At 72.7% G+C, this 20,172-nt stretch carries 17 protein-coding genes; 9 read left to right on the forward strand and 8 right to left on the reverse strand.

Features of this window, described 5'->3' with window-relative positions:
* Positions 1–25: 25 nt before the first annotated feature.
* From D6270_RS28460 to D6270_RS28485, 6 genes are all read right to left on the reverse strand, one after another.
* A complete protein-coding gene (locus tag D6270_RS28460) occupies positions 26–1,621 on the reverse strand; it encodes a CocE/NonD family hydrolase (RefSeq protein ID WP_109162834.1) in 1,596 nt (531 codons plus the stop codon).
* Positions 1,622–1,770: 149 nt separating this feature from the next.
* Positions 1,771–2,985 carry a L,D-transpeptidase gene (locus D6270_RS28465; protein ID WP_109162833.1) on the reverse strand — a complete coding sequence of 405 codons (1,215 nt, stop codon included), beginning with the start codon at positions 2,983–2,985 and terminating at the stop codon, positions 1,771–1,773.
* A 252-nt stretch (positions 2,986–3,237) separates the two neighbouring features.
* On the reverse strand, positions 3,238–5,106 hold the full coding sequence (asnB, locus tag D6270_RS28470; protein ID WP_109162832.1) for an asparagine synthase (glutamine-hydrolyzing): 1,869 nt from the start codon (positions 5,104–5,106) through the stop codon (positions 3,238–3,240).
* 42 nt (positions 5,107–5,148) lie between these two features.
* Positions 5,149–6,621: an MFS transporter gene (locus D6270_RS28475; RefSeq protein WP_109162831.1), complete on the reverse strand. Its 1,473-nt coding sequence runs from the start codon at positions 6,619–6,621 to the stop codon at positions 5,149–5,151.
* A gap of 189 nt (positions 6,622–6,810) precedes the next feature.
* Positions 6,811–7,263: a hotdog fold thioesterase gene (locus tag D6270_RS28480; protein ID WP_109162830.1), complete on the reverse strand. Its 453-nt coding sequence runs from the start codon at positions 7,261–7,263 to the stop codon at positions 6,811–6,813.
* A complete protein-coding gene (locus D6270_RS28485; RefSeq protein ID WP_109162829.1) occupies positions 7,260–8,975 on the reverse strand; it encodes a class I adenylate-forming enzyme family protein in 1,716 nt (571 codons plus the stop codon). Before D6270_RS28485 ends, D6270_RS28480 begins: the two co-directional genes overlap by 4 nt.
* Positions 8,976–9,393: 418 nt before the next feature.
* Here D6270_RS28485 and D6270_RS28490 point away from each other — a divergent pair, with 418 nt between their 5' ends.
* The 5 genes from D6270_RS28490 to fabG are packed head-to-tail and all read left to right on the forward strand — an operon-like array spanning position 9,394 to position 14,929.
* Complete coding sequence (locus D6270_RS28490; protein ID WP_225976970.1) at positions 9,394–11,691, forward strand: AMP-binding protein; 2,298 nt, start codon at positions 9,394–9,396, stop codon at positions 11,689–11,691.
* Entirely contained in the window at positions 11,688–12,824 is a 1,137-nt protein-coding gene (locus D6270_RS28495; protein WP_109162827.1) for a beta-ketoacyl synthase N-terminal-like domain-containing protein, read from the forward strand. The genes D6270_RS28490 and D6270_RS28495 overlap by 4 nt, the downstream gene beginning before the upstream one ends.
* Positions 12,821–13,777 carry a beta-ketoacyl synthase N-terminal-like domain-containing protein gene (locus tag D6270_RS28500; RefSeq protein WP_109162826.1) on the forward strand — a complete coding sequence of 319 codons (957 nt, stop codon included), beginning with the start codon at positions 12,821–12,823 and terminating at the stop codon, positions 13,775–13,777. The genes D6270_RS28495 and D6270_RS28500 overlap by 4 nt, the downstream gene beginning before the upstream one ends.
* 31 nt (positions 13,778–13,808) lie before the next feature.
* Complete coding sequence (locus tag D6270_RS28505; protein WP_109162825.1) at positions 13,809–14,078, forward strand: acyl carrier protein; 270 nt, start codon at positions 13,809–13,811, stop codon at positions 14,076–14,078.
* On the forward strand, positions 14,075–14,929 hold the full coding sequence (gene fabG, locus D6270_RS28510) for a 3-oxoacyl-ACP reductase FabG (RefSeq protein ID WP_225976971.1): 855 nt from the start codon (positions 14,075–14,077) through the stop codon (positions 14,927–14,929). Before D6270_RS28505 ends, fabG begins: the two co-directional genes overlap by 4 nt.
* Positions 14,930–14,946: 17 nt before the next feature.
* Here fabG and D6270_RS28515 read toward each other — a convergent pair whose 3' ends face one another.
* A complete protein-coding gene (locus D6270_RS28515) occupies positions 14,947–15,693 on the reverse strand; it encodes a hypothetical protein (protein WP_109162824.1) in 747 nt (248 codons plus the stop codon).
* A 104-nt stretch (positions 15,694–15,797) separates the two neighbouring features.
* On the opposite strand from D6270_RS28515, the gene ggt reads away from it, so the two are divergent.
* Together ggt and D6270_RS28525 are read left to right on the forward strand one after the other, a co-directional pair.
* Positions 15,798–17,615, forward strand: coding sequence for a gamma-glutamyltransferase (ggt, locus tag D6270_RS28520; RefSeq protein WP_109162823.1), 1,818 nt, complete (start codon positions 15,798–15,800; stop codon positions 17,613–17,615).
* 159 nt (positions 17,616–17,774) lie between these two features.
* Positions 17,775–18,515, forward strand: a complete 741-nt coding sequence (locus D6270_RS28525; protein WP_109162822.1) for a glycoside hydrolase family 75 protein — start codon at positions 17,775–17,777, stop codon at positions 18,513–18,515.
* A gap of 18 nt (positions 18,516–18,533) precedes the next feature.
* Here the strand turns inward: D6270_RS28525 and map are convergent, their stop codons facing one another.
* Positions 18,534–19,307 carry a type I methionyl aminopeptidase gene (gene map / locus D6270_RS28530; RefSeq protein WP_202419110.1) on the reverse strand — a complete coding sequence of 258 codons (774 nt, stop codon included), beginning with the start codon at positions 19,305–19,307 and terminating at the stop codon, positions 18,534–18,536.
* 67 nt (positions 19,308–19,374) lie between these two features.
* On the opposite strand from map, the gene D6270_RS28535 reads away from it, so the two are divergent.
* Both D6270_RS28535 and D6270_RS28540 read left to right on the forward strand, forming a co-directional pair.
* Positions 19,375–19,653, forward strand: a complete 279-nt coding sequence (locus tag D6270_RS28535; RefSeq protein ID WP_109162821.1) for a helix-turn-helix domain-containing protein — start codon at positions 19,375–19,377, stop codon at positions 19,651–19,653.
* 28 nt (positions 19,654–19,681) lie between these two features.
* Positions 19,682–20,062, forward strand: coding sequence for a PPOX class F420-dependent oxidoreductase (locus D6270_RS28540; protein ID WP_109162820.1), 381 nt, complete (start codon positions 19,682–19,684; stop codon positions 20,060–20,062).
* The last annotated feature ends 110 nt before the right edge of the window (positions 20,063–20,172 follow it).

A 20,172-nucleotide genomic window follows, 5' to 3' on the forward strand; every position in this document is an offset into this window, starting at 1 on the left:
TGCCCCGCCCGGCAGCAGTCGGTGATCACTTCTCGCGCAGCGGGACCGAGAGTTGACTCGGGTCCGTGGAGGGCGAGGAGAAGGTCAGCTGCGCGCCGGTCGGGTTGTGCTCGATGTACAGCGGATCGACGGTGTCGATCACCAGGGCGAGCCGGTGACCGGCCGGGACGTCGTAGGCCGTGGAGAAGAGCTCCAGGCCGACGGGGAACGGCCGGCCCGGCGTCTGCCCGTGGAACGTGTACGGGGCGTTGCTGACCAGCTTGCCCACGCCGAGCGGGCCGACGTCGTAGAGGTACGCGACGAAGGTGCCGCTCGACTTCGTGCTGGTGACCGTGGTGTGCAGCTCGGCCGTGCCCCGGACGCGCTGCTCGGCGCCGTACTTCTCCGACTGCCACACGCTCGCGAAGGCGCGCGGCAGAAGGGGCACGGAGACGGTCGGCGGGAGCTTGACGAACTGGTCCAGCGCGTTGGAGAGCAGGGTGATGCCGCCGTTGGCGCCGGAGTCGACGTTCGCCCACACCTTCTTCGTACCGTCGAGTGCGATGCGGTTCTTCGCCGCGCCCACCGACTTCCAGTCCGCGTACCCCTCGTACCCCTTGTCCGTGCGGGACCTGAGCTGGACGGGCTGCTCGGTGTCGATGCCGTTGCGCTCGCCCTTGAGGTAGCGGTCGAACCAGCGTCGCGTGCTCGTCCAGGTGTCGTTGGGCAGCCCGAACAGGCCGGTCAGCTCGGCGGTCGCGTGGTCGCCGGGGCGGAACTCCAGCCGCTTGGGGCCGGTGAGCTTCTCGTAGAACGAGGCGTACTGGTTGGGCGGGAAGATCGTGTCGCCCCAGGCGTTGCCCATCATGATGGCGGCGCCGTTGGCGTTGATCTTGTCGAGGTGGGTGACGGGGGAGCGCTTGGCGCCCCAGGCGATCATCTCCGGTTCCTTGGCCAGGTTGGAGCCGAGGAAGTCCACAAGCGTCTGCGAGAGTTCGTCGCTGGGGCGGCCGGTGATCAGCCCGGCGCCGCCGAGCAGGGCGGCGGCCTGGAGGTGCTGGGTCCGGCCGCTGTAGATCGAGTCGATCAGGTCGGCCCAGCCGCTGAGCGCGGCGACCGCCTTGATACGGGGGTCGTGCCCGGCGGCCAGCAGGCTGATGCCCGCGCCGTAGCTGACCCCGCCCATGCCGATCCGGTCCGGGTCGGCCGAGGTGTTCGCCAGCGCCCAGTCGATGACGGCGGAGGCGTCCGCGATGTCCGGGGGGCCGGCCACCTCGATCTTACCGCCGGAGAGCCAGAAGCCGCGCGAGGTGTAACTCACCACCACGTAACCGGAGTCGGCGAGCTTCTGGGCCTGCGCCAGATACTCGATCTGCGGCAGGCCCCAGCTGGTCGGGAAGACGATGAGGGGGTGCTTCGCCCCGGCCGACGCTCCGGACGGTCGGAACACATTGCCCTTGAGCGTGATGCCCCCGGAGCCGGGGATGTCATGGAACGTCAGGCCCGGCGCGGAGGCGCTCGCCGAGGTGGGGGCGGGTGCGGCTCCCGCAGCCGGAGCCGCGCCGAGGGCGGCTCCGGTCAGCAGGACGGCGGCGGTGGTGATCGAAGCGGTGGTGCGCAGTGCCGGTTTCGGACGTACCACGGGTCACTCCTCACGCGTGTCAGTGCAAAGTGACCCGACGGTAACCCCGGTTGTTTACCGGTGGTAACTACCTCGCGCGTTGCGTGAAGGTAACGATTGTTGGACGTCCTGTCAGTAGCCCTTCCGCTGTACGGAGGTGAGCGCGTGGCTCACTTCAGCGCGCTCTTCGTCTGCCAGTCGGCCCACGACACGTTCCACGCGCCGTACCCGTTGCCCTCGGCGACCGTGCCCTTGGCGTCGGCACCGGTGATCTCGAACGGGTCGCCCACCCGCACCTGCCCGTAGAGCGCGGAGGCGTTCGCGTCGCTCATCCCGAGACAGCCCGAGCTGCGGTTGGCGTTGCCGAAGTGGCCGGAGTTCCACGGCGCGGCGTGTGCGTACATCCCCGACCAGGTCAGCCGCATCGAGTAGTCGACCATCTTGTCGTAGGCGTCACCGAGTCCCACCGTCTCGGAGCGCATGTTGATCGTGCCCTCCTTCGACATCAGGACGGCCGTGCCCCGCCAGGACGCCTTGTCGCCGCCCGGCGTACCGCCCGACATCGGCGCCTGGAACACCTGCTTGCCGTCGCGGTGGAGGGAGAGGCGGTGCCCGTCGAGGTCCACCTTGACCACCTGGGCGGCGCCGATGGTGAACGTCGTCGCGTAGTCACGGACGAACCAGCCGCCGTCTGCGCCCGTGTCGATGCCGTTCAGCTCGGCGGCCAGGGTGACCTTCGTGCCCGGCTTCCAGTACTCCTCGGGCCGCCAGTCGACGCGGTCCTTGCCCGAGTGGTCCCGCAACCAGCCCCAGGAGCCCTCGGTGCTGTTCGAGGTGGACACCTTCAGGGCCTTCTCCACCGCCGCCCTGTTCTCCACCGGGTGGTCGAAGACGACCGACAGCGGCTGGGCGATGCCGACCGTGGTGTTCTTGCCCGGCGCGAGCGAGAGCTTGTTCACCTTCTCCGCCTCGGCGGTCCTGAACGTGGCGGTGTCGCTGCCGCCGTCCGCGTCCTTCGCCTCGACCGTGTACGCGGTGCCCGGCGCGGCGACCCGCTCGGATATCCAGGTCCGGCCGTCGGCGGATGTCTTCCCGGTCAGCGCGCCGCCCTCGTCCGCCGTCACGGACACCGACGTCAGCTTGCCCGCCGCCAGTGTGACCTTCACCGGCCCGCCCGGGGTCGCCGCCTTGCCCCGGAGGTTCACCGAGATGTCGGCCGCGGGCGCCTTGCCGTCCCCGCCATCCCGCGCGGCGGAGCCGGACGCCCCACCGCCCGAGCAGGCCGTGAGAGCGGCGGCGAGCAGCGCCGCCGGGACGGTCAGGGCGAGCCGGGCGCTCCGGACGGACGGGGCGGTGTGACGGGTGCGCGGGCGTGCGGAACTCAACGGAAAAACCTCCAGGGCGGCAAGACTCGACAGGGGAGAGGTGATTTCCCCCTGGTGGGTTCCGTTTCCGCCATGTCGGTTTCCGCCCATGACGTGTCCGTGACCTCGCTCGTGTCCCGCCCGCCCGGCCCCTGACCTCGCCTGTGCCCTGCCCGTGCCTGCCCGCCGGGGCGCTCGCCTACGGGGCTCCCCGCGCGGCCGGGCCCGGCTGCGGTGCTGAGGGCGGGGCCGTACGCCACCCCGGGGGGCGGTTCAGAGTTCCAGGTCGACGTCGAGACCGACGTTCTGACCGCGCAGCCAGAAGTCGAGGGCGAGGACCAGCTCGGTCCCGGTGCGGTAGCCGGGGCGCGGGTCGTCGGCGGTGGCGGCGGCGAGCGCGGTCTCGTCCAGCAGCTCGCGCACCGGCGCGTCCGGGCCCTCGGTCGCGCGCTTGAGGGAGGCCCGCAGCCCGTCGAGGTAGCGGTGGTCGCGGCTGGTCGGATACGGGGCCTTCACCCGGTCGGCGATCTCCGGCGGCAGCAGATCCCGGGTGGCGGCGCGCAGCAGGCTCTTCTCCCGGCCGTCGAACGACTTCATCGCCCAGGGGGTGTTGAAGACGTACTCCACCAGCCGGTGGTCGCAGAACGGCACCCGCACCTCCAGGCCGACGGCCATGCTGGCCCGGTCCTTGCGGTCCAGCATCCAGGGCAGGAACCGGGTCAGATGGAGGTAGCCGATCTCGCGCATCCGCCGGTCGGCGGCGGACTCGCCGGCCAGCCGCGGAACTTCGGCGAGCGCCTCGTGGTAGCGCTGGGCCCGGTACCCCTGGAGGTCGATCTTGGTCAGCAGCGCGGGGTCGATCAGGGATTCGCCGGGGCCGCTGCCGGGCCCGGAGATGCCGGTGCCGAACGGCGGCGCCAGCCACGGGAAGGTGTCCGCGGTGAGGGTGTCGGGGTGGTTGAACCAGCGGTAGCCGCCGAAGACCTCGTCCGCCGCCTCGCCGGAGAGCGCGACCGTGCAGTGCCGGCGGACCTCCTGGAAGAGCAGGTAGAGCGAGGTGTCGCCGTCACCGAGGTCGAACGGCAGATCGCGGGCGCGCATGATGGCCTCGCGAGCGTCCTGGGCGAGCAGCTGCCCCGGGGAGAGGGTGACGACCTGGTGGTCGGAGCCGGCGTGCCGGGCGAGCAGCTCGGCGAACGGCGCGTCGGGGGTGCCGCGCCAGTCGTCGGCCCGGAAGTCGTCGCCGTGCCGGTCGAAGTCGAGGGCGAAGGACCGGATCGGCGGGGCCCCGAGAGCGGTCCGGCGGCGGGCGGCCAGGGCGGTGATGATGGAGGAGTCCAGCCCGCCGGAGAGCAGCGTGCCCACCGGGACATCGGCCACCAGTTGCCGGGCGACGATGTCCTCCAGCAGCTCACGGACCCGGCCGACCGTGGTCTCCAGGTCATCGGTGTGCTCGTGGGACTCCACCGCCCAGTAGCGGCGCAGGGTGTTGCCGCCGCGCCCGACCTTGAGGGTGTGGCCGGGGCGCAGCTCGTACATGCCCTTGTAGACCGCGTGGCCGGGGGTCTTGGTGAAGCCGAGCAGCTCGGCGAAGCCCTCGGAGTCGATCGCGGGGCGCACCGAGGGGTGGGCCAGGATCGCCTTGGGCTCGGAGCCGAACAGCACCCCGCCACCGGGGAGCGGCCAGTAGTAGAGCGGCTTGATCCCCAACCGGTCGCGGACCAGGAGCAGTTCCTCGGTACGGGCGTCCCACAGCGCGAACGCGTACATGCCGTTGAGGTGTTCGGTGAAGTCCTCGCCCCACTCCAGATAGGCGTGCAGGACGACCTCGGTGTCGCTGTCGGTACGGAAGCCGTGTCCGCGGACCACCAACTGCTTGCGCAGCTCAAGGTAGTTGAAGACCTCGCCGGTGTAGCTGATGGCGACGACCGGCTCACCGCTCTGCTCGAAGACCATCGGCTGGCTGCCGCCCGCCGGGTCGATGACGGAGAGCCGGCGGTGACCGAGGGCCACCGACCGGCCGAGCCAGAGACCGTGGGCGTCCGGCCCCCGGCAGGCCATGGTGGCGGTCATCGCGTCGGCCACCGGGGCGGTGACGGGGGCTGCCGGGTCGAAGGAGACCCATCCTGCTGTTCCACACATGGTGATGTGGCCTCTCTCGGACGTGGACGTGATGGTGCGGGGTCAGACCCGGGCGGCGGACCGTCCGGCCGGCGGCGGGCTGAAGCGCTTGAACGTCCAGGTCGTCCACATCACGACGAGGACGAGCAGGAAGCTCGCGGCGGTCGCCCAGGCCATCGCGAGGGACCAGTCGGCCGTGGCCGGCCGGTCGCCCGCCACGGTGAAGAACAGCGCGCCGATCGCCGCGACACCGGCGGCGCTCGCGAACTGCTGGGTGGTGGTGAGAATCCCGGAGGCGGTCCCGGCGTCCTGCGGCGGTACGTTGATGAGCGCCGCGCCGAACAGGGCGGGCAGCACGACACCGTTGCCCGCGCCGACCAGGCAGAGGCAGAACACCACCCACGGCAGGCCGACGGTGGAGTCCGAGAACGCCAACGGCACGGCCAGCAGGGCCAGTCCGAGCGCGGTCACCCCGCCGGAGACCACCAGGGCGTTCATGCCCCAGCGTGCCGTGAGCCGCCCGCCGATCATGGAGGTGGCGGTGAACAGCACACCCATCGGCGAGAACATCAGTCCGGCCTCGAACGGGTCCAGCTTCAGCCCGGACTGGAGGAGCAGGGTCAGGGTGAACATGAAACTGCCGAAGTAGAGCATGAACGCCGCGCCCGCGATCACGCCGCCACGGAAGGAGTCGCTGCGGAACAGCGAGAGGACGAGCACCGGATTGCCGCCACGGGCCGCCAGGGCCCGCTCCCAGAGCAGCGTCGCCACCATCACCGGAACGGCCAGCGCCATGCTGACCCAGGTCCAGGCCGGCCAGCCGGAGACATGGCCCATGGTCAGCGGCACCAGCAGCAGGGCGAGCGCGAACGAGACGCCGACCGCGCCGACCGGGTCGAGACCGGCCCGGATCCGGCTGATGTGCGCGGGGAGCACCCGCAGCGCGGCGAACGCGATGACCAGGCAGAACGGCACGTTGATCAGGAAGATGGTGCGCCAGCCGAGCCCGGCGAAGTCCGCCGAGATCAGCGCACCGCCGAGCACCTGGCCGGCGATGGACCCCAGCCCGGCGGCGGCGCCGTACCAGGCCATCGCCTTCCCCTTCTTCTCGTTGGGGAAGTACGCGGTGATGACGGCCAGCACCGGCGGCACCATGACCGCCCCGGCAAGGCCCTGGGCCAGGCGGGCGGCGATCAACTGGCCCGGATTGACGGCCAGTCCGCACAGCAGCGAGGTGAACCCGAAGGCGAGCGTGCCGATGACGAACAGCCGGCGGTGCCCGTAACGGTCGCCCAGCCGACCGGCGGTGATCATCCCGCCCGCGTACGCGAACGCGTAACCCCCGACGATGAGTTCGAGCGCCGCCGGGTCGGCGTTGATGCTGCTCTCCAGGGAGGGAGCGGCCACGTTGACCACGAAGAAGTCGAACTGGGCGAAGAACATCGCCGACAGCAGGACGAGCAGCACCGGCCCGGTGCGCTGGAGGAGGGGAGGAGCCGCCGTCTCGGGCTCGTGCGGGTCGTGAAGCGTGGTCATGGCAGGCACTCCTCGGGGCCTGTGGCGGCCCGACGGCTGTGACGGACGGGGAGGGGGGCTTGTACGGGGGTGGAGCGGGGTTGTCGTACGTGGGTGGGTGAGGGAGCGGCGCGGGTGTGCGGGGCGTGTCGGGGGCGGCCGTGACGGGTGGCGGCGGGGCAGCCGCGCTTCCACCTCCGTGGCGGCGGGTCAGCCGCGCTTCCGCCTGCCGTGGATCGCGCAGGTGATCCGTGCGGTGCAGACCCGGCGGCCCGCCTCGTCCGTGATGACGACCTCGTAACTGGCCGACGTCACGCCCAGGTGCAGGGCCGTCGCCACGCCGGTCACGGTGCCCGAGCGCACCGGCAGGTGGTGGGTGGCGTTGATGTCCACCCCGACGGCGATACGGCCTTCGCCCGCGTGCAGCGCGGCGCCCAGTGAGCCCAGCGACTCGGCGAGGACGGCGGAGGCACCGCCGTGGAGCATCCGCTGCAACTGGGTGTTGCCGGTGACCGGCATGGTCGCCACCACCCGCCGGGGGGCGGCCTCCAGGAAGGTCATCCCCATCCGGCCGGCCAGGGTGTCGGCACCGGCCTCGTTCACCCAGGCCGCTGCGGCTTCCGGGCCCGCCTCCGGGGTGGGCGGCGCGGCGAAGGTGGTCATGCCGGGACCGCCGTCGGGTCCTGGTCCACCGGCACCGCTACCGCCACTGCCTTCGGGTCGGCCGGTCGGTACGTCTCCAACGCGGCAAAGTTCTCGCGCAGTTGGCGCTTCAGTACCTTGCCGGTCGGGCCGAGCGGAATCGCGTCGGGAGTGGGCGCGATCTCCAGCAGGGCCAGTCGCGGCTGACCGGCCTGGTCGAGGGCGGCGTTGGCCCGCCGTAACAGGTCGTCAGCCGTGACGTCCTGACGTAGCGTCACCACTGCTGCCGCCACGGTCCGGCCACGGTCCTGGGCGGCGACCACCGAGCAGTCCGCCAGCTCCTCGACGGCGAGCAGCAGCTCCTCCTCCATCAGCGCCGAGTAGCCGTCACCCGCCTCGGTCCTGATCCGGTCGACCGCCCGGTCCACGTGGAAGAACTCGCCGTCGGCGGAGCGGCGTACCAGGTCGCCGGAGAGCCAGTAGCCGGCGAGCATCGTGCGGTACGTGGTGTCGGAGTCGTTCCAGTAGCCGTGCGCGAGCGCCTCGCTGCGGACCCCTAGCAGGCCCACCTCGTCCGTCGCCGCCTCGGTGCCGTCCTCGCGCAGGACCGCGACCTCCGCGATCGGCACCCGGGTGCCAAGATGCCGGGCCCGGGACGGGCAGTCGGGGGTGAGTACGCGGCGCAGCGCCGCCCAGCCCAGCTCGGAGGAGCCCAGGCCGTCGTCGATGACCGAGCCGGGGGTACGGGTGCCGTCGGGCGCGGTGGTGTGCCCGAGCCGCATCAGCCGGCGCATGTGCGCGTCGTGGCCGCAGTCGCCGAGGTTCACCCACACCGCGACGGAGTCGAAGTCCGCCGGTTCGGGGTCGTGCGTGGCCAGGTGCGACAGAGCCTCGTTGAAGGCCAGGACGACGTTCGGCCGGTGGGTGGCGCAGCCGCGTGCGATGCCGGGGCCGGTCGGGTCGGACCAGCCGACCGTGGGCACCCCGGCCAGCAGCGAGTAGAAGGTGAACGCGATGGCGCTGGAGTGCGACTGCGGGGCACCGGCGAGTACCAGGGAGCCCGGCTGCTCCGGGTGGTTGATCAGCCGGTAGCGGGCGCCGGCGACGCTCTGCCGGTGCGCCCAGACGACCGGCTTGGGGTTTCCGGTGGTGCCGGAGGAGTGGCAGATGACCACCGGGTCGTCGTCCCCGTGCCGGAACAGCTGGGAGGGCTTGGGGGCGCGGGCGCCCAGAGTGCCGACTTCCTCGTCCAGGGCGGTCCAGCGCAGCCCGGGAAGCGCGCGCTCACGCCCGGCGAGCAGGGTGAGCCGCTCCGTGTCGGTGAACAGGCCGGCCGAGCCGGTGCGTTCGACCAGGCCGAGGGCGAGTTCGGGGCGCATCCGGCCGTTGATCAGTACGCCGATCGCGCCGATGCGGGCCAGCGCGGTCAGATGCACCTGGTACGCGAAGGTGTCCGCCAGGTAGACCGAGACCCGGTCGCGCGGCCCCACGCCCCGGTCCAGGTACCAGGCCGACCAGGAGTCCGCCAGGGCGTCCAGCTCGCGCAGGCTGAACTCCGTTCGCGGGGTGCCGTCCAGGCCGGCCAGCGGCTGCTCGGCGAGGAGTACGGGCAGGTCGGCCGCGGGGTTCGTCTCCACGGCGATCCGCCAGGCGTTGCCACCGCCGAGACCGGGGAGCTCCGCGAGCCGGAGACGTGCTTCGGGGGACAGCAGCGTGGTGGAGGTGAGCGGCATCGATTCCCCTGGCCTCGGTCGGACGAGCTCTCTGGACGGATCGCGGGACCCCGCCGTGCGACGCGGGTCGGCCGACGCACGCACCGAGGATCCGGGACTCCGGAGCGCCGGTCGGTCGCGGCAGCGCGTGCAGAAGTTATAGGGGGCCTCTGCGTCGTCGCCATCGCCCGCCGAGAATGCGTCAGGTCGGTTGCCGCGCCGGGGTTTCGTGCCGGGAATGCCGCGTTATGCCGTGTCGTGCGGTCCAGTCGGGGTCGGCCGAAAGGTATCTGTGCGCGGCTGAAACGGACTTGACGAACTTGGTGTCGGGGCGCTGACGGGCCGAGGCCCGCCCGGCTACGTTCCTGCCGAATTCCTCCGGAGCCGACCGGAAGCCGTGGCTGCCGGCCGTCGTGCAGCCCGACAAGGAGCGCGTCGCGTGTCGCCTGAACGGATATCCGATGCCGTGGAGCGGCTGCGCCACATCGTGGCATCCGTCCTTGAGCTGGACCTCGCGGAGGTGGGGGCCGAGGCGTCCTTCCACCGTGATCTGAAGATGGACTCGCTGGAGAAGGTCGAGTTCGCGGCCCGGGTCGAGTGGGCCTTCGGCGTCGCGCTGAGCGACGAGGAGGCGAGCGCCATCGACAGCGCGCTCGCCGCCGCCGTTTTGCTGGACGCCCGGTCCTCGCTGCGGGCAGGGGCAGGGGCGGGTGTGGGGGTGGGGGCCGCGGCTTCGGGTCCGGCCCTGGCCTCGGCTCCGGGGGGTGCCCGCTCTGCTGCCGGCCCGCCTGCGCCGCCCCCTTCCGGGCCGTCCTCGCCGACGCCGCTTCTCCCCGCCCCGGCCCAGCGCCCAGCCGCGTCGTCGCCCGCCGGGCTGCGGTCTGAGCCGTCCCCGGCTGCCTCATCCTCGCCCGCGCTGTCCCCGCGCGCCTCGTCGTCGCCTGTCCCGGCCCAGCGTTCCGCCGAGCCTGTGCCCGCCGGGCTGCGGCTCGGTTCCGCCGAGCCTGCGCCCGCCGGGCTGCGGCTCGGTTCCGCCGAGCCTGTGCCCGCCGGGCTGCGGCTCGCGCCGGTCCCGCCTGTCCCACCCTCGCCCGCGCCGCCCCTGCCTGGACTGTCCTCCCCGCAGGCCGCCCGCCCGGCCACCGCACCCGCCCCCACGGGCAGCGCCCTGACCACGGGCAGCGCCCTGACCACGGGCGGCGGCCGGACTACCGGCATCGACCCCTCCACCGCCATCGACCTGGTGGAGCGGCTGACCGGCCGCCACCTCGCCGTCGGACGTGGGGACCGTACCGCCTACCTCGACCCCGACCTCGGCGCCGTCTCCTACCGGGCCCTGCACGAAGCCGCTCGCGGCTACGCCGGGGCCCTGCGCGCCCACGGCGTCGCCCCCGGCGCCCGCGCGCTCGTCGTCGCCGAGGACTCCGCTGCCACCGTCGCCGCCGTCCTCGGCCTCTGGTGGCACGGCTGCGTGCCCGTCCCGGTCAGCCCCATGCTCGGCGAGGCCGGCCTCGCCCTCGTCGCCACCGACTGCGCGGCCGAGGTCATCCACCTCGACACCGCGCCCGCCGAGCCGCCCGCCGGGACCGTGCTGCTCACGGGAGACGCCGTACGCACCGGTATCCGCATCGGCCACCCCAACGCGGCGAACCGCCCCGACCTCGCCCGGCCCTCCACCGGCCACCTCCCCGGCCGGACCGCCCTGATCCAGTACACCTCCGGCAGCACCGGCCGGCCCAAGGGTGTCCGGCACGCCACCTCCGCGATCACCGCCATGCTGGACGGCTTCGGCGGCCTGCTCGCCCTGCGCGCCGACGACACCGTGCTCTCCACCGCCCGGATGTCCTTCGGCTACGGCTTCGGCAGCTCCGTCCTCTGCGCCCTCGACGCCGGGGCCACCACCGCACTGATCCGCGGTGCCGTCGACCCGCACACCGTCCGGGCCGCGCTGCGCCGCCACCGCCCCACCGTGCTCTGCTCCGTACCCCGCCTCTACGCGGCCCTGCTGGACACCCTCCGGCCCGGGGACGACGCGGTGGCCGCGCTGCGCCTGTGCCTCACCGCCGGTGAGAACTGCCCGGCCGACCTCAACCGCCGTATCCAGGACGTCTTCGGCGCCCCCGTGATGAACTGCCTCGGCGCCACCGAGGTCATGCACGTGGTCGTCGCCACCCCGCCGGACCGCCCGATGCCCGGACGGGCCGGACTGGCCGTCCCCGGCGCCACCGCCACCGTCCGCGACGAGCACGGCCGCCACGTGCCCGACGGCACCGAAGGCCGTCTGCACATCGCCGGACCGACCGTCGCACTCGGCTACCTCGACCGCCCCGACGCCGACCGGATCACCTTCGCCGACGGCGGTGCCTACACCGGCGACCTGGTCCGCCGTGAGGCCGACGGCACCCTGACCCATCTCTGCCGGGCCGACGACCTCCTCAACCTCGGCGGCTACAAGGTGCCGCCCGCCGAGATCGAGGCGGTGCTCCGTACCGTCGCCGGCATCCGCGACTGCGCCGTCGTCGGCGGCCTCGACGCCGACGGCCTGGAGTGCGCCGTCGCCTTCGTCGTTCCGGAGACCGGGGCCGACGAGGAAACGATTCGCCGCGCCCTCCGGGCAGCGGTCCGCGCCGGCCTCGCCCTCTACAAGCGCCCGGCCCGGGTCGAGTTCGTCAGCACACTGCCCGCCACGGCCACCGGCAAGGTGGCCGCCTACAGATTGCGTGAGCAGGCATCATGACGTGGGACATCACAGGGATGGGAGCGGTGGCCTGCAACGGCACCACCCCGTCGGAGGTCTTCGACGCGCTCTGCGCGGGCCGCGACGGCCGGGGGCCGCTCCAGGTCTTCGACCACGACAAGTACCGTGCCCGGAACGCCTACGAGATCACCGACCGGGCCCGCCCGGGCGTCGACGAACCCGGCCGCGCCACCCGCTGGCTCATCACCGCGATCGACCAGGCCCTCGCCGACGCGGGCCACCCGCGCGATCTCGCCGATGTGCCGATCCTGGTCGGCACCACCCTCCAGGAGCAGCGCAGCGCCGAACTCTGGTGGCGCCACGGCACCGCCCTCGACCCCGCCGACCTGCACTTCGGCACCGCGCTGCGGGAACAGTACGGCGCCGCCCGCACCTACACCTTCGCCAACGCCTGCGCCGCCAGCCTCTACGCCCTCGCCATGGCCACCGACCTCATCGAACTCGGCGAGGCCGACACCGTCGTGGTGGCGGGCACCGACGCCATCGGCGAGAGCGCCTTCGGCACCCTGGACCGGGTCCAGAACGACGTGCCCGACGCGCTGCGCCCCTTCGACCGCTCCCACCGCGGCATGTTGATGGGCGAGGGCGCCGTCGCCGTGGTGCTCACCCGCGCCGCCGCCCCCGGCCGCCGGGTCCACGCCCGGCTGCGCGGCGTCGGCGTCAACTGCGACGCCCGGCACTCCACCGCCCCCGACCCGGAGGGCATCACCCGCGTCCTGCGCGACGCCTACCGGCTGGCCGGGGCCGCACCCGAGGAGATCGACCTCGTCATGCTGCACGGCAGTGGCACCCCGAAGAACGACTCCACCGAGGCCGCCGTGCTCTCCCGGATCTTCCCTCCCGGGAGCGGTCCGCTGATGACCGCTGTCAAGTCGATGACCGGCCACACCCTCGGCGGCTCCGGCCTGCTCAGCCTGGCGATGGCCGTGCTCGCCCTTCAGCGGGGCCAGGTGCCGCCCGTGCTCGGTCTCACCGACCCGATCGAGGAGGCGGACGGACTGCGTCTCGTACGCGAAAAGGCCGCCTCCGCACCAGAAATGACGCTTGCTCAGGTCGACGCGTTCGGCTTCGGCGGGATCAACGCCGCCGCGATCCTGGAGGCAGCCCGATGAGCGCAGCGCATCCCGCCTCCGCGTCGCCGCCCCGAGCGGCCGTCGTCACCGGGGTGGGGCTCGCCGTCCCCGGCCTCACCCTGCCCGACGAACTCCTCGGCACCGTCCGCGACGGCGGCTTCGACCCCGTCACCGGACTCGTCGGCCGCGACCTGCGGCACAAGGACCGCGCCTCCCGCCTCGCCCTGCGCGCCGCCGCCCCCGCCTTGAGGGACGCCGGTCTGCTCACCGGTGACGGCTACACCGGCGCCGGTGACTCCACCGCCGTCCTCGTCAGCACCAACGTCGGCATCCTGGAGAACGTCTGCGGCTTCGCCGACACCATCGCCCGCGACACCGTCCTCGGCCTCAGTCCGCTCGGGCTGCCGCAGACCTCCAGCAACGTCATCGCCGGCTCGGTCGCCATGGCCCACGGACTGCGCGGCCCCAACGTGACCCTGTGCAACGGCCCCACCAGTGGCCTCGACGCCCTTTACTGGGCCCGCGCCCTGATCGTCACCGGACGCGCCGACACCGCCGTCGTGATCGGCGTGGAGCCGGGCGGCGACATCGTCACCAAGCTGCTCGGCACCCCGGCGCTGGACGGTGCCGTTGCCCTGGTCCTGGAGTCGGCCGCCCGCGCCGCCGAACGAGGCGCCAAGATCCGTGCCGTCGTGGCCGGTTGTGCCCGCGCGGCGGACCTGGCCGGCGCCGTGGCCCGTGCCGGAGGCCTGGCGCCCGACCTGTGGCTGACCGAGGCGGCGGACGAACCGGCCGGGCCGCGCGCCGCCTCCGTCCTTGATCCCGCCGCCGGACTCGGCGCCACCTCCGGCGCCCTCGGCCTGCTCCAGGCCGCCGCCGCCATCGCCCACCTCGACGAACACGGCAGGCACACCGTCCTCGCCACCTGCGGCGGGCCCGAGGACGACGGTGTCGCCGCCGCGTTCCTCACGGGCCCGCACCACACCCCCTGAGTACCCGACCACCGAGCAAGAGGAGTGCCCCATGCCCGCCCACACCGACCAGGCCTTCGACGCCGAGGAGTTGCGCACCGTCGTCGCGCAGGCGCTGGAACTGCCCGTCGACGAGGTCACCGACGACGCCCGTTTCAAGGAGGACCTGGAGGTCGACTCGCTGATCTCGCTGGAGATCGCCGTCCGGGTCGAGGAGCGCTACGGCGTGAAGATCGACGAGTCGCGGCTGGCCGAGATCGGCAGCTTCCGGCTGGTACGGGAGCTGATCGAGGCCGAGCTGAACGGCGCGTCCGCCACATGAGCGGCCCCGAAGCGGAAGCCCTCACCGGCCCCGAAGCCGACACCGGCTCCGAGGCCCACAGCGGCACCGGCACAGCCACCGAAGCCATCACCACCCCCGAACCCACCCAGCGCTCCCCCCGCCCGGTGGCCCTGGTCACCGGTGGCTCCCGAGGCATCGGACGTGCCGTCGTCGCCCGCCTCGCCGAGGACGGTTACGACATCGCCTTCTGCTACCGCTCCGACGCGGAGGCCGCCCGGCAAGCGGCCCTGATCGCCGAGAAGGCCGGGGCCCGGGTCCTCCACCGGCCGGTCGACGTCGCCGATGCCGCGCAGGTCAAGGAGTTCGTCGCCGCGGCCGAGGCCGAACTCGGCCCGCTGGCGGCCGTCGTCACCTCGGCCGGTATCACCCGGGACCGGCCGCTCGCCCTGATGGCGGAGGAGGAGTGGCGCTCGGTCATCGGCACCAACCTCGACGGCACCTACAACGTCTGCCGGGCCGCCGTCTACCCGCTGATGCGCCGCCGCCGGGGAGCCGTCGTCACGCTCTCCTCCATCGCCGGGGTGCACGGCAGCGCGGGCCAGACCAACTACGCGGCCTCCAAGGCCGGGATCATCGGCTTCACCCGCTCCCTGGCCCGGGAGTGCGGGCGCTACGGCATCCGCGCCAACGTCGTCGCGCCCGGCCTGATCTCCACCGACATGACGGCCGGCCTGCCGGCCGAGGTCGCCGAACGCCACCTCAGGAGCATCCCGCTCGGCCGGGCCGGCACCCCGCAGGAGGTCGCCGACCTGGTCTCCTTCCTGGTCTCGGACCGCGCCGCCTACATCACCGGCCAGGTCGTCGAGATCAACGGCGGCCTGCCGAGCTGATCGACCGGCGCGAGCACTCAGCTCCCCGCCCGGTGGGAGGCGGGGGGCGCCGCCGGCTCCGGCGTCTGTGCCGCACGCGTCACATCGCCGACGACCTCCACCACATCGGGGCCGTACGCCTGGGAGTTGACCACCTTCAGCAGCAGCGCGAACGACTTGTTGCCGTGCTTGCGCAGCAGCTTCTCGTGGTGGCGCGACACGTAACGGGTCGCCGCCTGGTTGGTGATGGCCCGCTGTCCGCAGAACAGGAAGACCGGGCGCGCGTCCTGACCACCTGTCAGCCTGGCGAGCAGAACGTACTCCGCGATGCCCGGCTCCAGCCGGTAGCGCTCCGAGCCGATCTGGAAGGCGACCTGGTCCGGGCCGGGGTCCGGGTCGGTGTTGATCCTCACACCGGGGAGCAGGGTCCGCAGGTGGGCCGCCATCCGCTGGTTGGACGTCGGTCCGCCGACACAGAACTCCGTGCGCTCCCCGAAGCCCTGCTGTGCCACGTCGTGCGTGACGATCTGCGCGTTGCCCGCGCAGTCCTTGATCAGCGCGGAGAGCTCCAGCAGCGCGAACACGTCGTACCGGTGCACGGACCCCTCGGCTCCCGCGTACCGGTTGACGACGAGCAGGCACTCGGAGTGGGACGGCAGGCCGAAGAACGCCTGCTTACGGCGGAGCTTGCGCCGCAGGAGGTAGGTACGGGCCAGCCAGCCCAGCGTTCCGCTGACCCCGGCGGCTATCACGCCCAGCACGATGTTGCGCACGTCGTCCGTCATGGCCGGGCATGTTATCGGTCATTCGGGTAACCGTTCGAGGCGGTCCTGACGATCCGGGTGCCCGCGGGCTAGCCTGCGCGGAGATCCGTTGACTGGAGGTTCGTATGCGCCGTTCCGTCGGCCGGAACATCTCGACAGTGGCCGCCCTCGCCGTGGTCGCCTCCCTCGGGGCCGCCGCCCCCGCGGGCTCCGCCCAGCCCGCCCACAAGCCACCGGCCCCGCCCAAGTCCCCGGTGGCGGTGGGGTACGGGGGAGCGGTGGCCAGTGTCGACCGGGACGCCTCGGCGGTCGGGATCGAGGTGCTGCGCAAGGGCGGCAACGCGGTGGACGCGGCCGTGGCGACCGCCGCGGCGCTGGGTGTGACGGAGCCGTACTCGGCGGGCATCGGCGGCGGGGGCTACTTCGTCCACTACGACGCCAGGAAGCGCACCGTCCAGACCATCGACGGCCGCGAGACCGCACCCCGCAGCGCCGACGCCTCCCTCTTCCTGGAGAACGGCAAGCCCATCCCGTTCGAGGAGGGCGTCACCAGCGGTCTCTCCGTCGGCACCCCCGGCACCCCCGCCACCTGGGAGCGCGCACTCGACGCGTGGGGCTCCACGTCCCTTCGTACGCTGCTGAAACCGGCCGAACGCCTGGCGCGGGACGGCTTCGTGGTGGACGACACCTTCCGCTCGCAGACGGCCTCCAACCAGGCCCGGTTCGCCGACTTCCCGGCCTCCGCGAAGCTGTTCCTGCCGGGCGGTGAACTGCCCGTCGTGGGATCGGTGTTCAAGAACCCCGACTTGGCCCGCACCTACGAGAAGCTCGGCCGCAAGGGCGTCGGGGAGCTGTACCGGGGCGAGTTGGCGGACGACATCGTCCGTACGGTCCGCAAGCCGCCCGTCGACCCGCAGGCGACCCGGAACGTCCGCCCCGGCGATCTGACCCGCAGGGACCTCTCCTCGTACCGCACGCTCAAGCAGAGCCCGACCAAGGTCGGCTACCGGGGCCTGGACGTCTACGGCATGGCACCCTCCTCGTCCGGCGGTACGACCGTGGGCCAGGCGCTCAACATGCTGGAGCCCACCGACCTCTCACGGGCGAGCCAGGCCCGCTACCTCCACCGGCTCATCGAGGCGAGCCGGATCGCCTTCGCCGACCGGGGGCGCTGGGTGGGCGACCCGGCCTTCGAGGACGTCCCCACGAAGGAGCTGCTGAGCCGGCGGTTCGCCGACGCGCGCGGATGCCTGATCAAGGACGACGCGGTGCTGACCAGCCCGGTGGCGCCCGGTGACCCACGCAACCCGGCCCGCTGCGGAAGCGGTGGCACGGCGGCGCCGACGACGTTCGAGGGGGAGAACACCACCCACCTCACGACCGCCGACAAGTGGGGCAACGTCGTCTCGTACACGCTGACCATCGAATCCACCGGCGGCAGCGCCATCACGGTCCCCGGCCGCGGCTTCCTCCTCAACAACGAGCTGACCGACTTCTCCTTCGCCCCGGCCAACCCGGCCGTGCACGACCCCAACCTCCCGGGTCCGGGCAAGCGGCCCCGCTCGTCGATGTCCCCGACCATCGTGCTCAAGGACGGCAAGCCGGTCCTCGCGCTCGGCTCACCGGGCGGCGCCACGATCATCACCACCGTGCTCCAGTCCCTCACCGGCCACCTGGACCGCGGACTCCCGCTCGTCGACGCGATCGCCGCGCCCCGCGCCAGCCAGCGCAACGCGGCGGCCACCGAGATCGAGCCGGACCTGTGGAACAGCCCGGTCCGCGCCGAGCTCGAAGCGCTGGGTCACGTCTTCCGGCAGAACCCGGAGATCGGTGCCGCCACCGGCGTACAGCGGCTCCCCGACGGCCGCTGGCTGGCAGCGGCGGAAAAGGTGCGGCGCGGCGGCGGCTCGGCCATGGTGGTGCAGCCGGGCGGCAGGAGCTGACCCGGCCTCATGAAGCAGCGGCGGCGGGGCCGGCCGTACGCGGACGCACCGCCTGCGACCGGCACCGCCGCCGGGGGAGGGGAGAGCCGGAGATCCCGCGCCGGCGCAAGGAGGGGCCGTACGGGTCCCTCCGGTCGACTGGAAGGTCCGTCCCCCACGATGCGCACCCGAACGTTCGCTCTGACCGTCGCCACCTCCACCGCCTGCGCCGCCGCCCTGCTCGGCCCGGCGGCCCTGCCCGCCACCGCCGACGTCCCCGTATCCGACACACCGCCGGACGCCCGGGCGGGGTCAGCCCCGGGTGGCCTCGCGGACGCGCCGGTGAGCGCGGAGGAACTGCTCGCCGAGGTCCGCTCCTGCCGGCAGATCTCGCGGGGCAGGTACCGTACGGACGCCAACAGCCCGAAGGCCACCGTCCCTGTCTGCGGCACCACGGACGCCGTGTTCTGGAAGGCGGACATGGACATCGACTGCGACGGCCGGAGGACCAAGGTCTGCAACCCGGAGACCGACCCGTACTTCCAGTCGCAGACCGCGTTCCAGACCTCGCGCGGCAAACCGCTGGACTCGGCCCGGCTGCCGTTCGTGGTCGTGCCGGCGCCGGGCCGGATCTGGGACTACCGGAAGTCCGGGCTGACCGGCGGCAGCGTCGTCGCGGTGATCCACAAGGGCCAGGTGCGGTACGCCGTCATCGGCGACACCGGGCCCACCGGGATCATCGGCGAGGGGTCGTACGCGCTGGCGGAGGAGCTGTCCATCGATCCCCACCCGACGACCGGCGGGGTCGCGTCCGGTGTCACGTACATCGCGTTCAAGGACTCCCGCATCTCACCGATCGAGAGCCGCGCCAAGGCGGAGAGCCGGGGCGAGGAGCTGGCGAGGGCGTTCGTCGGACGCTGAGCCTGCTGAGCGGGCTGTTCAGAGGGCGGTGAGGACGCGCGGGCCGTCCTTCGTGATCGCCACCGTGTGCTCGGCGTGGGCGGCCCGGCTGCCGTCGGTCGTCCGCAGCGTCCAGCCGTCCTGGTCGTGGCGGAACTCGTCGAGGCCGCCGGCGAGCAGCATGGGCTCGATCGCGAGGACCATCCCGTGGCGCAGCGGCATACCGCGCCCCGGCCGTCCCTCGTTCGGCACGGACGGGTCCTCGTGCATCGAACGGCCGATGCCGTGACCGCCGTACCCGTCGAGGATGCCGTAGCCCGCCTTGCGGCAGACGGTGCCGATCGCGTGGGCGATGTCGCCGATCCGGTTGCCGACGACCGCCGCCGCGATGCCCGCCTCCAGGGCGGTGGTGGCCGCGTCGATCAGTTCGGTGTCGGCGGGGCGGGCCTCGCCGACGGTGAAGCTGACCGCCGCGTCGCCCGCCCAGCCGCCGAGGAGGGCGCCCGCGTCCACGCTGACCAGGTCGCCGTCGCGCAGCGGCTCGGCTGAGGGGATGCCGTGGACGACCGCGTCGTTCACGGAGACGCAGATGACGGCCGGGAACGGGGTGGGCGCGAAGTGCGGCTTGTAGTTCAGGAACGGTGAGGAGGCCCCCGCCTCGCGCAGCACCTCGCGCGCCGCCTCGTCCAGCTCGCGCGGTGTCACGCCGATGGCCGCGACTTCCTGGGCGCGGGCCAGGATGCGCGCGACGACGCGTCCGGACTCACGCATGGCTTCGATGGATGTGTCTGTCTTGATGTGCACCATGCCCATTACTATACCGGTCGAAGCGGTATAGTAATGACGGTATAAAAATGGTGAACCGTAGTAGGGTGGGTCCATGGTCCGCACCCCACTCACCCCTGAAGAGCGCCTCCGCGGCGAACGGCTCGGCCGTCTGCTCCGTGAGGCGCGCGGGGAGCGCAGCATGGTCGCCGTCGCGGCGAGCGCCGGGATCTCCGCCGAGACCCTCCGCAAGATCGAGACCGGCCGCGCCCCCACCCCCGCCTTCTTCACGGTCGCCGCGCTCGCCGGAGCGCTCGGCCTCTCCATGGACGAGCTGCTCGGCCGCTGCGCCCTGGAGCCTGCCGAGCCGGCGGTCGTACCCCTGATCGCGTAGCGGGCGCGCGATGCGTAGGGTCGCGTCCGTGACTCTCCAGGACTTCGCGCGCAGCGAGTACGTCAGCCTGACCACCTACCGTAAGGACGGCACGCCCGTCGCCACGCCCGTATGGGCGGCGGCCGAGGGGGAGGTGCTGTACGTGTGGACCCGCTCCGACTCATGGAAGGTGAAGCGGCTCCGCAACAACACCGACGTGGTCGTCACCGTCTGCGACGTACGCGGCGGGATCGCCGAGGGGGCCCCGAGCGCCGAGGGAACCGCACGCCTCCTCGACGCGGACGAGACCCGCCAGGTGCGCAAGCTGCTGACCCGCAAGTACACCTGGAAGTTCTGGCTCATCGACCGGCCCGCCACCATCGCCCGCTTCGGCAAGCGCCCGCACACCGGGATCGCCGTCACTTTCTGAGCCCGACCGCCGATCGTGTATGGGTTCCGGGCCCGGCCGTCGATCGCGTACGGGGGCGCACGGCGTCGGCCCCCGTGCGCCCGGCGCAGCGTGGACGAAAGCTGGGCGTA

This window comes from Streptomyces griseus subsp. griseus (assembly GCF_003610995.1).
Lineage (GTDB): Bacteria > Actinomycetota > Actinomycetes > Streptomycetales > Streptomycetaceae > Streptomyces.

Excerpts from the sequence above, each read along its gene's own strand:
- asnB (WP_109162832.1), bottom strand. The coding sequence starts at position 5,106 with ATGTGTGGAACAGCAGGATGGGTCTCCTTCGACCCGGCAGCCCCCGTC.
- D6270_RS28475 (WP_109162831.1), bottom strand. The coding sequence starts at position 6,621 with ATGACCACGCTTCACGACCCGCACGAGCCCGAGACGGCGGCTCCTCCC.
- D6270_RS28480 (WP_109162830.1), bottom strand. The coding sequence starts at position 7,263 with ATGACCACCTTCGCCGCGCCGCCCACCCCGGAGGCGGGCCCGGAAGCC.
- D6270_RS28485 (WP_109162829.1), bottom strand. The coding sequence starts at position 8,975 with ATGCCGCTCACCTCCACCACGCTGCTGTCCCCCGAAGCACGTCTCCGG.
- D6270_RS28495 (WP_109162827.1), top strand. The coding sequence starts at position 11,688 with ATGACGTGGGACATCACAGGGATGGGAGCGGTGGCCTGCAACGGCACC.
- D6270_RS28500 (WP_109162826.1), top strand. The coding sequence starts at position 12,821 with ATGAGCGCAGCGCATCCCGCCTCCGCGTCGCCGCCCCGAGCGGCCGTC.
- D6270_RS28505 (WP_109162825.1), top strand. The coding sequence starts at position 13,809 with ATGCCCGCCCACACCGACCAGGCCTTCGACGCCGAGGAGTTGCGCACC.
- fabG (WP_225976971.1), top strand. The coding sequence starts at position 14,075 with ATGAGCGGCCCCGAAGCGGAAGCCCTCACCGGCCCCGAAGCCGACACC.
- D6270_RS28515 (WP_109162824.1), bottom strand. The coding sequence starts at position 15,693 with ATGACGGACGACGTGCGCAACATCGTGCTGGGCGTGATAGCCGCCGGG.
- ggt (WP_109162823.1), top strand. The coding sequence starts at position 15,798 with ATGCGCCGTTCCGTCGGCCGGAACATCTCGACAGTGGCCGCCCTCGCC.
- D6270_RS28525 (WP_109162822.1), top strand. The coding sequence starts at position 17,775 with ATGCGCACCCGAACGTTCGCTCTGACCGTCGCCACCTCCACCGCCTGC.
- map (WP_202419110.1), bottom strand. The coding sequence starts at position 19,307 with ATGGGCATGGTGCACATCAAGACAGACACATCCATCGAAGCCATGCGT.
- D6270_RS28535 (WP_109162821.1), top strand. The coding sequence starts at position 19,375 with ATGGTCCGCACCCCACTCACCCCTGAAGAGCGCCTCCGCGGCGAACGG.